Source organism: Pseudomonas sp. DCB_BI (assembly GCF_026240995.1).
In the GTDB taxonomy this organism is placed as follows: domain Bacteria; phylum Pseudomonadota; class Gammaproteobacteria; order Pseudomonadales; family Pseudomonadaceae; genus Aquipseudomonas.
Genome location: NZ_JAPFCG010000026.1, coordinates 43,874 through 57,885, shown reverse-complemented (window position 1 = coordinate 57,885; position 14,012 = coordinate 43,874). Strand labels below are relative to the sequence as shown.

General features: G+C 62.1%; 16 protein-coding genes. 14 read left to right on the top strand and 2 right to left on the bottom strand.

Annotated features, from left to right (window positions below; all coding sequences use genetic code 11):
• Window positions 1–10: 10 nt before the first annotated feature.
• The 7 genes from OO258_RS23980 to OO258_RS23950 all read left to right on the top strand — a co-directional run bounded on the left by OO258_RS23980 (window position 11) and on the right by OO258_RS23950 (window position 7,301).
• Window positions 11–928 carry an ABC transporter permease gene (locus OO258_RS23980; protein WP_266033456.1) on the top strand — a complete coding sequence of 306 codons (918 nt, stop codon included), beginning with the start codon at window positions 11–13 and terminating at the stop codon, window positions 926–928.
• Window position 929: 1 nt separating this feature from the next.
• Window positions 930–1,721 (top strand): ABC transporter permease, encoded by a 792-nt coding sequence (locus OO258_RS23975; RefSeq protein ID WP_110744300.1) that lies wholly within the window; start codon window positions 930–932, stop codon window positions 1,719–1,721.
• Between the two features lie 158 nt (window positions 1,722–1,879).
• On the top strand, window positions 1,880–3,340 hold the full coding sequence (locus OO258_RS23970) for an NAD-dependent succinate-semialdehyde dehydrogenase (RefSeq protein ID WP_266033455.1): 1,461 nt from the start codon (window positions 1,880–1,882) through the stop codon (window positions 3,338–3,340).
• A 117-nt stretch (window positions 3,341–3,457) separates the two neighbouring features.
• Window positions 3,458–4,540: an ABC transporter ATP-binding protein gene (locus tag OO258_RS23965; RefSeq protein WP_266033454.1), complete on the top strand. Its 1,083-nt coding sequence runs from the start codon at window positions 3,458–3,460 to the stop codon at window positions 4,538–4,540.
• A 178-nt stretch (window positions 4,541–4,718) separates the two neighbouring features.
• Window positions 4,719–6,011, top strand: coding sequence for a 4-aminobutyrate--2-oxoglutarate transaminase (gabT, locus tag OO258_RS23960; RefSeq protein ID WP_266033452.1), 1,293 nt, complete (start codon window positions 4,719–4,721; stop codon window positions 6,009–6,011).
• Between the two features lie 78 nt (window positions 6,012–6,089).
• Window positions 6,090–6,770, top strand: coding sequence for a hypothetical protein (locus tag OO258_RS23955; RefSeq protein ID WP_266033450.1), 681 nt, complete (start codon window positions 6,090–6,092; stop codon window positions 6,768–6,770).
• Window positions 6,771–6,809: 39 nt separating this feature from the next.
• Complete coding sequence (locus OO258_RS23950; protein WP_110744305.1) at window positions 6,810–7,301, top strand: Lrp/AsnC family transcriptional regulator; 492 nt, start codon at window positions 6,810–6,812, stop codon at window positions 7,299–7,301.
• 78 nt (window positions 7,302–7,379) lie between these two features.
• Here OO258_RS23950 and OO258_RS23945 read toward each other — a convergent pair whose 3' ends face one another.
• Window positions 7,380–8,306, bottom strand: coding sequence for a 2-hydroxyacid dehydrogenase (locus OO258_RS23945; protein ID WP_266033445.1), 927 nt, complete (start codon window positions 8,304–8,306; stop codon window positions 7,380–7,382).
• A gap of 183 nt (window positions 8,307–8,489) precedes the next feature.
• Here OO258_RS23945 and OO258_RS23940 point away from each other — a divergent pair, with 183 nt between their 5' ends.
• Genes OO258_RS23940 through OO258_RS23930 form a run of 3 tightly spaced genes read left to right on the top strand, consistent with a single transcriptional unit; the run spans window position 8,490 to window position 11,200 of the window.
• A complete protein-coding gene (locus tag OO258_RS23940; RefSeq protein WP_266033443.1) occupies window positions 8,490–9,194 on the top strand; it encodes an HAD-IA family hydrolase in 705 nt (234 codons plus the stop codon).
• Window positions 9,195–9,250: 56 nt separating this feature from the next.
• On the top strand, window positions 9,251–10,534 hold the full coding sequence (locus OO258_RS23935; RefSeq protein WP_266033441.1) for an NAD(P)/FAD-dependent oxidoreductase: 1,284 nt from the start codon (window positions 9,251–9,253) through the stop codon (window positions 10,532–10,534).
• A 12-nt stretch (window positions 10,535–10,546) separates the two neighbouring features.
• Window positions 10,547–11,200 (top strand): cupin domain-containing protein, encoded by a 654-nt coding sequence (locus tag OO258_RS23930; RefSeq protein ID WP_266033439.1) that lies wholly within the window; start codon window positions 10,547–10,549, stop codon window positions 11,198–11,200.
• A gap of 28 nt (window positions 11,201–11,228) precedes the next feature.
• Here the strand turns inward: OO258_RS23930 and OO258_RS23925 are convergent, their stop codons facing one another.
• Window positions 11,229–11,417 carry a hypothetical protein gene (locus OO258_RS23925; protein ID WP_003248064.1) on the bottom strand — a complete coding sequence of 63 codons (189 nt, stop codon included), beginning with the start codon at window positions 11,415–11,417 and terminating at the stop codon, window positions 11,229–11,231.
• A 152-nt stretch (window positions 11,418–11,569) separates the two neighbouring features.
• Here OO258_RS23925 and OO258_RS23920 point away from each other — a divergent pair, with 152 nt between their 5' ends.
• From OO258_RS23920 to OO258_RS23905, 4 genes are all read left to right on the top strand, one after another.
• Window positions 11,570–12,028, top strand: coding sequence for a hypothetical protein (locus OO258_RS23920; RefSeq protein ID WP_266033437.1), 459 nt, complete (start codon window positions 11,570–11,572; stop codon window positions 12,026–12,028).
• Window positions 12,029–12,280: 252 nt separating this feature from the next.
• Entirely contained in the window at window positions 12,281–12,661 is a 381-nt protein-coding gene (locus OO258_RS23915; RefSeq protein ID WP_110744310.1) for a Mor transcription activator family protein, read from the top strand.
• A gap of 60 nt (window positions 12,662–12,721) precedes the next feature.
• A complete protein-coding gene (locus OO258_RS23910; protein ID WP_266033433.1) occupies window positions 12,722–13,369 on the top strand; it encodes a DUF2589 domain-containing protein in 648 nt (215 codons plus the stop codon).
• Window positions 13,370–13,441: 72 nt separating this feature from the next.
• Window positions 13,442–13,996 carry a DUF2589 domain-containing protein gene (locus tag OO258_RS23905; RefSeq protein ID WP_266033430.1) on the top strand — a complete coding sequence of 185 codons (555 nt, stop codon included), beginning with the start codon at window positions 13,442–13,444 and terminating at the stop codon, window positions 13,994–13,996.
• The last annotated feature ends 16 nt before the right edge of the window (window positions 13,997–14,012 follow it).

Here is a 14,012-nt window from a genome sequence, read left to right as displayed (position 1 = left end):
GGAGGCCGACATGACACAGGCTTATCTCGCACAGTCGATATCCGACTCAAGCCCAGCCCTCATGACCACGCCCGAGGCACTGCAACGTGAAGAACGCAAGGAGCACACGAGCATGCTGCTCTTGCTGCTGCCGGCGTTGCTGATGGTCGTGGTGTTGCTGATACTGCCCTTGGGCTGGCTGGCCCTGCAGTCGGTGCAGGGTGACGATGGCTTCACCCTGGCCAATTACCTGCGCATCTTCGAAGAGCGCATCTATTGGGACACCTTCGCCCTGACCTTCAAGATCAGCCTGATCGTTACCCTACTTTCGATCTTGCTGGGCTTCCCCATCGCCTACGCCGCGGCGCGGCTGCAGGGGGTGTGGGGCAACTTGATTCTGGTCTGCGTGATCATCCCCTTCTGGACCAGCGTACTGGTGCGCTCCTACGCGTGGCTGGTGCTGTTGCAGCGACGCGGCCTGGTCAACCAGACCCTGCTCGACCTGGGCCTGATCGACAAGCCATTGAACTTGATGCACAACACCACCGGCACAGTGATAGGTACCTTGCATGTGATGTTGCCGTTCATGGTGCTGCCTTTGTACGCGGTGATGCGCAAGATCCCCCAGGACCTGCTGCAAGCCTCCAGCAGCCTGGGCGCCTCGCCGTTCTATTCGTTCCGTCGAGTGTTCCTGCCGATGGCTGCCCCCGGCGTCATGGCAGGCTCCATCCTGGTGTTCGTAATCTGCCTGGGCTTCTTCATCACCCCCGAGCTGCTGGGTGGCGGACGCACCATCCTGGTGTCGATGCTGGTGCAACGCAATGTCGAGCTGTATCACGCCTGGGGCGCTGCAAGTGCCGTAGGCCTGGTCCTTCTGTTGGTGGTGTTCCTGATTTTCTGGGGCATCAACCGCTTCATCCCGATCGAACGTGTTCTGGGAGCGCGCTGACATGAAAGCCTTGTTCTCCAACCTGCGCATCTCGAACGTTATGTTCGGGCTGCTGGTGGCGATGATCCTCGCCTATCTGATCGTGCCGGTGCTTATCGTGGTACCGATGTCATTCTCCGAAGCCCGCTTCCTGCAGTTTCCGCCCAAGGAGTGGTCGCTGAACTGGTATGCGGCATTCTTCCAGAGCATCGAATGGATGAGCGCCGCCAAGGTCAGCCTGATCACCGCCCTGGCCACGACCCTGATCTCGCTGCCGGTGGGGATGGCGGCGGCCTACGCGATCAACAACTCGACGCTCAAGATCATACGCACCCTGCAGATCATCCTGCTGTTACCGATGATGGTGCCAATCATCCTGATCGCGGCCGGCGTGTTTTTTGTTTATGCCCGGGTCGGACTGGTCAGTTCGCTGATCGGCCTGGTGCTGGCGCATATCATGCTGGCGCTGCCCTACGTGATCATCGCCTTGCTGGCAGGTCTGCGCAATTTCGACATGTCCCAGGAAATGGTGGCACGCAGCCTCGGCATGAATCGCTTTCGCGCATTCATGGCCGTAACCCTGCCGCAGATCAAACCGAGCGTGGTGTCGGCAACGTTGTTCGCCTTCATCACCTCGCTGGATGAGACCGTGGTGGCGCTGTTCATCTCCGGCGGCGACAACCAGACCCTCACCAAACGCATGTTCACCGCACTGCGCGACGAGATCGACCCGACCATCGCCGCCATCAGCTCCATGCTGATTCTCGCCTCGCTGCTGCTGGTCGTCATCGCCGGGCGCAACAAGCAGGCCTGAAGCCCCTGCCGCGGCGCCTTGAAGCGGCGCGGCAGGTCCTGTTGTAACCCCCCTCAATTCAGCATCTCTGACTGCCCGCCCGGTGCAATTTGGCATCGGGCGCTGGCGCCGGCTTCTTACAATTTGCCCGTCACGGCAACCAAGCTATAGGTGTTCCCATGTTGAAAGAGCAATTACGCGACCCGTCCCTGCTGGTCGAGAAATCCTATGCCAATGGTGCATGGATCGACGCCGACGACGGCGCCACCCTGGCCGTCATCAACCCCGCCAACGGCCAGACCCTGGCCCAGGTACCGGCCCTGGGCGCCAGCGAAACACGCCGTGCCATCGCCGCCGCTGAAGCCAGCTTTCAGGCCTGGCGCGAAGTGCCGCCCGCCGAGCGGGCCCGAGTACTGGAAGCCTGGCACCAGGCGATCCTGGCCAACCAGGACGATCTGGCAATAATCATGAGTGCCGAGCAAGGCAAGCCATTGGCCGAAGCCAAAGGCGAAATCGGCTACGGCGCCAGCTTCGTCAAATGGTTTGCCGAGGAAGCACGGCGTGTTTATGGCGACACTATTCCCGCCCCCACCACCGACCGGCGCATCCTGGTGCTCAAGCAACCGGTCGGCGTGGTGGCCGCCATCACGCCGTGGAACTTCCCCAATGCCATGATCACTCGCAAGTGCGCACCGGCCTTGGCGGCAGGCTGCACCATCGTGGTCAAACCGTCGGAACTGACCCCGCTGTCGGCCTTGGCGTTGGCGGTGCTGGCTGAACGAGTAGGCATTCCAGCCGGGGTGTTCAACGTGCTGACCGGGCTGCCCGCCGGCGTCGGCAGCGAACTGACGGCCAACCCCAGCGTACGCAAGCTGTCATTCACTGGTTCGACCAAGGTCGGCCAGTTGCTGATGAGCCAGTGCGCAGCCACCATCAAGCGCCTGAGCCTAGAATTGGGCGGCAACGCGCCCTTCATCGTGTTTGATGATGCCGACCTTGAACTGGCAATCCAGGGCGTGATGCTGAGCAAGTTCCGCAATGCCGGTCAAACCTGCGTCTGTGCCAACCGGATTCTGGTGCAGGACGGCATCTATGACCGCTTCGCCGAGCGCCTCAGCGCCGAGGTGGCCAAGCTCAAGGTCGGCGATGCCTTCACCCCAGGCGTCACTCTCGGCCCGCTGATCAACGAGGCCGCCGTGGACAAAGTGCACCGACACATTGACGACGCCCTGGCCAAAGGCGCCTCGGTGATCACGGGTGGCCTGCCTCAGCGCGATGGGCTGTTCGTGCAACCAACCGTGCTGCGTGACGCCAGTCCCGACATGCTGCTGGCCAGCGAAGAAACGTTCGGCCCGGTGGCGCCGCTGTTCCGCTTCACTGAAGAGTCCGAGGCGCTGGAAATCGCCAACGCCACGCCCTACGGCCTGGGCGCCTACTACTTTACCCAGGACATGCGCCGGGCCTGGCGCGTCGGCGAGCGCCTGGAGTTCGGCATGGTCGGCCTCAACACCGGGATCATCTCCATGGAGGTGGCGCCATTCGGCGGCATGAAACAGTCGGGCACCGGGCGCGAAGGCTCCAAATACGGGCTGGACGAGTTCCTCGAGATCAAAGCCTGGCACATGGGTGGCCTGGGCTGAGCCCGACGTAGCAGATCTGACTTTTGAACCGGAGCAAAACAGCACGAACCGGCTGAGCGGCTGTGCTCAGATGAACACAGCCCTCTAGCCCCGTTGCCCTGCGCAGGAGAATTCGCGATGCATTTCACTGATGGTTTCGAATCGGTCACCGTTCACCAGGTAAGCAAGCACTATGGCAACCTCAAGGCGCTGGATCAGGTCGATCTGAAGGTAGAGGCTGGTGAGTTCATGTCGCTGCTGGGGCCTTCCGGCTCGGGCAAGACCACACTGCTGAGCATTCTCGGCGGCTTTTTGCGGGTGAGTTCGGGCAGCATTCTGTTTGGCGAACGTGACGTCACCTTGATGCCGCCCAACAAACGCGACATCGGTGTGGTATTCCAGAACTACGCATTGTTCCCGCACATGACCGTGGGGCAAAACGTCGCGTTTGCGCTGCGCGCCCGCGGCGTCAGTGCCAACAACAGCCGCGAGCGGGTAGCCAAGGCTCTGGCCACAGTTGAACTGGCCGGCTATGAAGACCGTGCGATCAGTGCCTTGTCCGGTGGCCAACGCCAGCGTGTGGCGCTGGCCCGGGCAATCGTCTTCGAACCCAAACTGATCCTGATGGACGAGCCGCTATCTGCACTGGACAAGCAACTGCGCGAAACCATGCAGATCGAACTGCGCGCCCTGCACAAGCGCTTGGGTGCGACCATGATCTACGTCACCCACGACCAACGCGAAGCCCTGACCATGAGCGACCGCATCGCGATCATGCGCGGCGGCAAACTGGTGCAGGTGGACACCCCCCGCAGGCTTCACGATCACCCGGCCAACGATTTCGTTGCCAGCTTCATCGGTGAAAGCACGCTGGTGCCCCTGCAGCGCAGCTCGGCGGGTCTGTGCCTGGGCTCGACCACCCTGCGAACCAGCCGCGAGGTACCGGCCAGCGGTGCGCTTTTCCTGGCGCTGCAATCGGAGAAACTGCTACTCGACAACGGCACCGCAGGCCCGGAATGGAACCGCCTGCACGGCCGGGTTTCGGACATCGTGTTCCAGGGCGAGAGCCTGAAGGTGTTCGTCGACCTCGATGGCGGCCCGACGGTCAGCCTGCGCCAGCCCAGCCACCATGAAGGTAACCTGAGCCTGCCGCAGATCGGCGCACCATTGTGGATGCGCCTGCATCCACAAGACACCATCGTGGTTCCCCAGGCACGCTGAACGCGCGTGGCGTGGTCCTCGCCATCCGGCCAGGACCACTGCCCAGCGTAATATTTCGCAACCCCCCCGCAAATCAACCGATCTCGCCACCGGCCGCCCCAACTTCAGCGCTTGTCACCACGGCCAGTCTTTATCCTGAAACTCACCCTCACTCCCCTGACTTGCCTTGGAGATTACGATGAATCCTCCCCTGAGCGAAAACCAACGCCTGCTCGCCTGGCGCGACGAAAACGTGCCACGCGGTATCGCCACCGCCCACCCACTGGTAGCGGCCCGTGCCAGCGGTGCCGAGTTGTGGGATGTCGATGGGCGCCGCTACCTGGATTTCGTTGGCGGCATTGGCGTACTCAACACAGGCCACAATCACCCCAACGTTGTCGAGGCCGTGCAACGCCAGGTTCAGCAACTGTCCCATGCCAGCTTCCAGGTCGTGGCCTACGAGCCCTACATTGCCGTCGCCGCACGCCTGAACGCGTTGGTGGGCAACGGCGAGCACTACAAGACGGCGCTGTTCACCTCCGGGGCCGAAGCGGTAGAAAATGCCATCAAGATCGCCCGTGGCCACACCAACCGGCCCGCCGTCGTTTCCTTCACTGGCGGCTTCCATGGCCGGACCCTGCTGGGCGTGACGCTCACCGGCATGAGCCAGCCCTACAAACAGAACTTTGGCCCATTCCCGGCCGAGATCTACCACGCCTGCTACCCCAACCCTTATCGCGGCATCGACAGTGATGAAGCCCTGGCACGGCTCGATGAGCTATTCGCCACCGACGTCGCGCCTGACCGGGTCGCAGCCATCCTGATCGAGCCCGTGCAAGGTGACGGCGGCTTCATCGCCGCACCCAAGGCGTTTCTGCAGGGCCTGCGCGAGCGTTGTGATCGCCATGGCATCGTGTTGATCCTGGATGAGATCCAGGCCGGTTTCGGCCGCACCGGCAAGATGTTCGGCTTCCAGCATGCCGGCATCCAGCCGGACCTGGTCACGGTTGCCAAAAGCCTGGCCGGCGGCATGCCGCTGTCGGGTGTGGTTGGCCGTGCGGCGATCATGGATGCCCCGTCACCGGGCGGACTGGGCGGCACCTATGGCGGTAACGGCGTGGCCTGCGCCGCCGCACTGGCGGTTCTGGATCTGTTCGAGAGCCAGGATCTGCTGGCCCAGGGGGAAGCCTTGGCGCACCAACTGCACCAAGGGTTGCTGGCCCTGCAACAAGCTCACCCACGTATCGGCGAGGTCCGCGGCTTGGGCTTCATGCAGGCGATCGAGATGGTCGCCGGGGATGCCAGCAACAGCCCGGACGCGGCCTTGGCCCAACGGGTGATTGACGAAGCCCGCCAGGCCGGCCTGTTGGTGATCAAGTGTGGCGTGCACCGCAATGTGGTGCGCTTCCTCGCGCCACTGGTCACCACCTCGGCGCAGCTGGCCGAGGCCTTGGAGATGCTTAGCCAGGCGCTGGATGCCGCAGGTGCCTGAGTGATCGTCAAGGCCGCTGACGCGGCCCTTGGCACAGCCCTGGATGGACCCGCTGAATCACCACAGGAGCTACTTCCCATGAAAATTACGCATTACCAGGCACTGGGTTTGTCGTACGCCACCCTGGTTGACCGCGAACGGGGCATTCTCGAAGGCCTGCGCCCCCTTGCGGCGCAATCTGCGCAACCGCTCGACGACCGGCAGCTGCTGGCGGCTTATCGCAACCTGACGCTGCAACTGGCCCATCAGGTCAATAGCCCAACAGCATTGCACGGGCAACTCTACCAACGCCTGGCGCAACAATTGCGTATTGTTCCTGACTGGAATGCCAGTGTGGCCTTTGGTAGCGCTGCAGCGCAGTGGCTGATCTACGAAGACGCACCGGGCGCCGTGCAGTACCTGAGCAAGTTTTATCGCTTGATCCTTATCGCTCCACGCCACGGCATAGATATCGAAAGCCTGACCCGGCGCCTGCCGGTCGCCTTCGATGCTATCGTTGAACCGGCTGATGACGACTGGCGGCCAGCCTTGGCACACGCACTGCAAGCGATTGACGTACCACGGATTGGGATGCTGCCTGTGCGCAGCAGCGAAGCGGACGACCCATGGAACAGCTTGGTCGATTTTCCGATTTGTACGCTGCAGCGCGAACAGGCTCAGCCCTGGAACCTGACGCAGTCGGCACTCGATGCCAAACGTTGTGAATACGCAAGCCTGGCCGACATGGCCCATGCCCATCAATGGGCATTACGGGCCTGAAACAGGCAGACCGGACCGGAATCAACTGAGGAGTCAACGATGGACGCGGCAACCAAACTTGATCGCATCGACATCAACATTCTTGTCCAGTTGCAAAAGGACGGGCGCATGACCAACGTCAGCCTCGCCGAGGCTGTGGGGCTGTCACCCAGCCCCTGCCTGCAGCGCGTCAAGCGCCTGGAGGCCGCGGGTTATATCAGTGGCTACGAAGCCCACGTGAACCTGGCCAAATTCGCCAACTCGGTGACCGTGTTCACTGAAGTTACCCTGCAGGACCACAAGCGTGCGGACTTCGTGAAATTCGAATCGAGCATCCGCAATATCGATGAGGTGCTGGAATGCCATCTGATCAGTGGCGGCTATGACTACCTGGTGCGGTTCCTGTGCAGCAGCATCCAGCATTACCAAGAGCTGATGGAGTCGATACTGGAGAAGGAAATCGGCATCGAAAAATACTTCAGCTACATCGTGATCAAGTCACCCGTGGTCAAGAGCACCGTTCCGCTGCGCAGCCTGGTCAGAGCGGTGTGAGCCGGCCATTCCAAGCCTGTCTGACCGCAAAGACAATGCTGGCAAACAAACAGACAGCAGCGGGACATGGGCCTGTGCTCAGTACCCCCGCTGCCGCGGCACAACCCCCTCCATCGGTTCTCCCCGCTGGTGCCTGCGCAGGTTCTTCAGCAACACCCGAAACGCCGACTCAGGATGCGTCATCGCGCCAACATGAGGCGTCACCCATACATTCGGGTGCCCCATCAACGGGTGGCCCCGCCCCGGCGGTTCACTGGCAAGCACGTCGACGATTGCCCGCCTGACCTGACCGCTGTCCAAAGCAGCCAGCAGGTCGTCGTCCACCAGGTGGCCGCCTCGTCCAAGGTTGATCAGGCAAGCGCCACGCGGCAAGGCTGACATCAGACGAGCGTCAAGAATGCCTGCAGTATCCGGTGTGAGTGGCAACAGGCAGATCAGAATCTCACAATCGGCCAGAAACGCCTTCAACCCCGCATCGCCGGCAAAGCAACGCACGCCTTCGATCTGCTTCTCCGAACGTGACCATCCCTGCAATGCAAATCCAAACCCTTGTAACAAGCGCAATACCGCCTGCCCAAGGTTTCCGAGCCCCATGACCCCGACACACCGCTGGTGCGCCGGCACGATTGGGTGGTCCTGCCACAGGCCCTGGCGCTGCTGTTCCAGGTAAAGCGGCAGGTCACGGTGCAGCGCCAGCACGGCCATGGTGGCGTACTCGACGATCCCTTGGACGATTCCCGGGTCAAGCATTCGAACCACCTGCACGCCGGCTGGCAGCGCAGCCGTATCGAACTGATCGACCCCTGCCGAGGTGGCGAACAGTACCTCAAGGTTGGGAAAGCGCTCGGCGATGCCATCAGGCGGCTGCCACGTCGCGAGATAGCGCACATCCGAAGCCTCACCCACGTCAGGCCACAAGCGCACTTCGATATCCGGAGCCTGTTCGGCAAACAGGGCCCTCCAGGCGCGGCCGCGCGCCTGATCGACTTTGAACAGCAGGGTCATGGTGCTTCGCTCCTGGGCTACTGACGAGTGACCCAGCTTGCCAGAGGTCTACGCAACATTTGCCTGGGAGTGAGGAAAAATACGGCAGGTTATGCCTGCCGCAAGCCGTGAAAACGGAACATTGGAGCAGGCAGGTGCGCCGATACTTTGTTCACACCGTCACCCACCCTTGCGGAGCGCACCATGTCCTTCAAGCCCTTCAAAGCCTTGACCTTCGATGTTGTCGGTACCTTGATCGATTTCGAGGCAGGCATCCTCAACCATATCCGTGGCGTAGTTGCCGAAGCCGCCAAAGCCTACAGCGATGACGATATCCTCAAGGCCTACCGCGAAGCCCGCGCCGAACCGGACGCCGGCTGGTGGCCTGACGACCTGGAGCGCTGCTACCACCGTATCGCCACTAAACTGAACCTGCCCGACAGCGTCGAGAACGCGCGCGGCCTGGCCTTGTCGGTGGAAAATTTCCCGCCTTTCCCAGACTCGGTAGAAGCACTCCAGCGCTTGCGCAAGCACTTCAAACTGGTCGCCACCACGAACTCGCGCATCTGGGCACTCAACCACATGGCCCGCACCTTGGGCGAGCCCTTCGATGTGCGGGTCACCGTGGACGACGTGCGCTTCGAAAAACCTGACCCACAGTTCTTCGCCTACACCCGCGGCGTGCTGGCTAGCCAGGGCATCGTCTTCGAGCAAATTCTCCATGTTGCACAAAGCCAGTATCACGACATCGGCGTGGCCAAGCGCTTGGGCTATCAAGTGTGCTGGATCGAGCGCCGCCATGCGCAGAAAGGCACCGGCGGCACCCTGGAGTCCGAGCGTACCGAGCCGCACTACCACTTTACCTCGCTGGCACAACTGGCCGACGCCGTAGAGAAGGAATTGGGCTGAGGTCAAACGGGGCCGCATTGCGGCCCTAACGCGAAGACATTGCGGAAGATTGCCCCATGAATATCCAGTCTCTCTGGGCTGCCACAGCCGAACCCGCCGTGCCACTCCCCTCGCTGCAAGGCGAACGGCAATGCGATGTGGTGATTATCGGTGGCGGCTACACTGGCCTCAGCGCCGCCCGCCATATCGCCGACAGTGGCCGTGAACCGGTGGTACTGGAGGCCAACAGCCTGGCCTCGGGTGCCAGCGGGCGCAACGGCGGCGTGGTGTCGCCCAAATTCCGCGTCAGCTTCCAGAGCGTAATGCAGCGGTATGACCGCGACACCGCCCTGCACCTTTATCGCACGGGTTACGCGGCGGTAGACAGCGTAATCGAAACCGTCGAATCCCTGGGGTTGAGCGAAGCGCGGCTAACGCTCAATGGCCACCTGGCAGCGGCCCACAATGACAAGGCCCTGGACAACCTGCGAGCGACAGCAGCGTGGATTGAACGTGAAACGGGCAGCCGTAGTTCGGTGATGCTCAGTGCCGAGGAAGTGGCACATATGACCGGATCGCAACGCTTTACCGGCGGCATGTTGACTGCGAAAGCGGGTGGCCTGCACCCCCTCAACTTTGCCCGAGGTATGGCACGACACCTGGCTGAACGGGGCGTGAAGCTGTTCGTCAACAGCCCGGCCCAACGTGTGCAGAGCAGCCCCGGCGGCATCGTGGTGGACACCCCCCAAGGACGCATCCATGCCAAACAGCTGGTGTATGCCACCAATGCCTACTCAGACCTCACGCCTGTCAGCGCCCCCATGCACCGGCGTATCGTACCCTTTTGCAGTGCGATCATCGCCACCGAGCCCCTGCCCCCAGCGCTGCTGGCCAGCCTGCTGCCAGGCGGCCAAGTCTGCGGCGATACCAAGCGCATGCTGCGCTGGTTCCGCGTCATCGGTGACCGGCTGATCTTTGGCGGTCGCGGGGCATTCGGCACTGATGGCAACGACGCCGCCTACCAAGCCCTGCAGGCGAACATGGCGGAAGTCTTCCCACAACTGCGTGGCCAGGCCATTGCCTATCGCTGGTCGGGCCTGGTAGACATGACCCTGGACGGCCTGCCCCACGCAGGGCAACTGGACGCGCGGCGCTTCTACGCCATTGGCTACAACGGCGGCGGCGTGGCCATGTCGACTTACATGGGTGCCCGCCTGGCCGACCTGACCGCAGGTCGCCCGCTGGATTTGCGGCTGTTGGCCGGTGAGCGTCTTAACCCTATTCCACTGCATGCCTTCCGGGCGCCTGGCGTGCGCCTGGCCGCCGGTTGGCAGCAGTTTCTCGATGCCATTGGCCGTTGACCGGGAGGTTTCATGGCGCACGTCTTACATTACCGCCAAGGTGAAGCCTTGGCTGTCTCGGATGGGCCAGGGTATGAAGTCGGCTGCGGCGAAGGTGGCCATGCCTGCCGATTCGACGCATTCGATGCGGTGCTACTGGGGGTACTTGAAGCGGGTGAGCTCAACTTGAGCGGCGACGGCTTCGAGGTGCGCCTGGTGCCGGGCGATGTTTTCGTGGTGCCCAAAGGCGTGGCCTTGAGCTGGCTACCCAAAGGCGAACTGCGCTACGTATTCATGCGTTTTCCGGGGCTTCAAGGTGATGCCAGCCATCACCAGCCGTTCAAGCTCGACCTGCTGGGGCCATTAAAACCCTGCAACCCGCCAGCGGCAGAGGTGCTGCTAAGCCCCACGCCGCAGGCCTGGAGCCAGCCAGGCTTTGAGCAGGGCGCACTGCGCATCGGGGTCTGGGAATGCGAGCCCTATGAACGACGGCAGGTGCAACCCGAGTACAGCGAATTGATGCACATCATCGAAGGCCGGCTTGAGCTGACTGAAAACAATGGCTCCGTGCACACCGTTGCGGCTGGCGAGACCCTCGTGGTGCCTGCTGGCGCGACCAATGCCTGGACCAGTGAAGTGCCGGTGCGCAAGGTCTATTGCATTCTGAGCGGTTATTTGACCACCTAGGCCGGCCATGCAGGCCGGCCCGCACAGATCAGGGCTTGACCTTGCGCCGCAGGATGCCGTTGATCACCACGACCACTACGGCGATGGCGATAGCCAGCATCTGGAAGGTCTGCTCACTGATCGTGCCCTGCTTCTGCAGGTGGGACAGGCCCAGCATCAGGCCCAGTACCACCAGGATGATCAAAAGGGAATATTTGAGGCGCTGCACGTGTGTCATCGAAGGTTCCTTGCAACATCAGGGGCAAATGGCTCGCAACGAGCCGCGGCAATGATACAACGGCCCTCGCCCCCGGCGCTGGATTTCCTGCTGGGTGGGGCGGCTTCAGCCTGAAAGCATGAGGCTCCCAAAGCACCCATGCCGGAGGCACCATGTACAAACCCCTGCTGTTCGCATCGCTGTTCCTCGCCCCCTTTTCCCTCCATGCCCTGGACACTCGGCACACACCCGCCGAAGACTTGCGCGAACTTGGCCGCGAGCTGGCGGCCCATGCGGGTGCCACCCAGTGGCAGCAACTGTGGCAGCGCGTACGCCAGGCCGGTTACCTGCAGGCAAACGGGGCGCCGCTGCATTTCAGCGTGCCCACCGCCAGGCTACCGGAGCTGGCCCGCCAGACCCTGGCCCAGGCCGACCAGGTACAGGCGTTGCAGCATACCCACGCCCTGTACCGGCGCAGTTTTGCCGGGCAGGTCATCGGGCAGCGCGACGGCCGACCGCTGCATACGCTGTGCCTGCTGGTTGATTGGCGCACCTTACCCCAGAGCATGCGCGCCACGCCCCAGGCCTACCTGAGTAGCGCCAGCTTGCTGACCAGCTATCCATGCGACTGAGGGTTGCAGCACCCAACTGGTAATCAAGGGGTATGACCAGATGGGAAACCGGCAGCTAGCAGGGTGTGCCAACGCTATTTCCTACAAACCCGGATATCGCTGCCTGCAAAACCTGTTCACCGAAGCTACAACCCCCGCGCCATATGCCGCCTAGCGACGCGCGGCGGCTGTCCCACAGAATCAGCTCACACCTTCGACATAACGCCGCGGGTGATCGGGTCGCACATTCCACCCATCCCGAAGGAGCGCCATATGCAATTGCCAGACTTGAGCCAGATAGATATCAGCCAGCTGCCTCACTCATTGCAGGCCCTGATCGACTGTATCGGCATCGAAAACGCTTACCAACTGACCTGCGCCTACGGCGGTAGGCCCAAGTACATCCCCAAGTACCGCGAGCGCACCAGGCTCGCCGACGTGCTCCCGGCCGAAGCGCTCGACGCACTGATCAAGCGCTTTGCCGGGGTTGCGCTGGAGATTCCCAAGGCGGACCACTTCCTGCGTCAGCTGCGTAACCAACAGATTCAGAAAGAAAGCGCCGACGGCTTGTCCCGCAGCCTGCTGGCCAACAAGTACGGCCTGAGCTTGCGTCAGATCGGCAACATCCGGCGCCAGGAGCCGTGCGCTCGCTGACACGCCGGCAACCCGGCCGCCACAGGCGGCCTAATTCCCCACTAGAGAGAGCAACCCAACATGTCGATAGACAACAGCCTCATTGGATCGGTCATCAATGCCCTGCCGATGGACCGGATGATCGCCGGCCCACTGCAGGCCATGGTCCAGGCGCAGGTCACCGCCAGTAAGTCGTATGCCGACTTCCTGATGCAGGTCTGCGTACAGGACGGCAAGGCAGTGGCCATCCAGTTCGACTATGACGAAACCATCGTCGACGAACAGGGCGAATACAAGGGCGTGGTCAGCAAGACCATGAAAGTGCCGCTGCTGGCAGCGATCACTCACCCGAACATTTCGATCGACGAAGGTAATGTCGAGTTCGAGCTGGTCATCAACCAGATGTCCGAAGATGTTTCCAGCAAGGACATGAGCGCAGAAGCGACTGGCTCGCTGGGCTGGGGTCCGTTCAGGCTGAACGTGAAAGGCAGCGTCAGCCACAAGTCCACGCAAACCCGCAAGACCGACACCCGCGCCCGTTATGCCTTCAATACAACCTTGCGCCGCCAGGAACCACCTGAAGCGATCATGCGGGTAATTGAGTTCCTGACCGACGCCGCAACAAAGCCTACCGTCGTCAACACTGCGACACTCGAGAGCCCGGACGAGATATCCCAGAAAGACACCTTGAAAGGCCCTGACGCCGGAACAACTCCACCCGCTCCTTGAGGTGTTATGCCTTCCCGAAACTGCCCCTCTGTCCAACGACAGGGGGCCCTTCCGGCCTGAGGAATCAAATCCATGGACAAGTCCCCCGCCCCGATGACCTCCATCGACCTGCGTGAGATCACCCGCGGACTGCAAGAAGCTGCCAGCGCCACCAACAGCCTGATCGCGCAGCAATACATCAACCTGTTCGACCAGTTCTTCGAGTGCGACACCCAGGCGCTCGGCGCGCCCATGAAAGCCAAGATGGTCGAGGTGGCCATGGACGGCCAACACATCATGCGCGTGCCGCTGTTCGCCCTGGTATCGCCCAAGGGTCTGGCCCTGGAGCGCATGCAGGTCGACCTGTCGGTGCGGGTCAAAGGCACCGAAGCACAGCAGGCACTGATCAGCGCAAGCGAGAGCAAGGCCGCCAGCTTCAAGGTCACCATCGGTGGCCACGGTCGCCAGGGTGATAGCCGGGACCCTGACGAGGTACAGATCCGCATGCAGTTCCAGGCCAGTGAACCCCCCGAAGCCCTGAATCGACTGATCGAGGAGTACACCAATCTGATCATCCCGGTGCGTGCCCCAGGCGCAACGCCCTCACCGGATACCAATGAGTTCATCGAGGCTGCCACGGTGCGTTGACGGCAGCCCCGCCAGC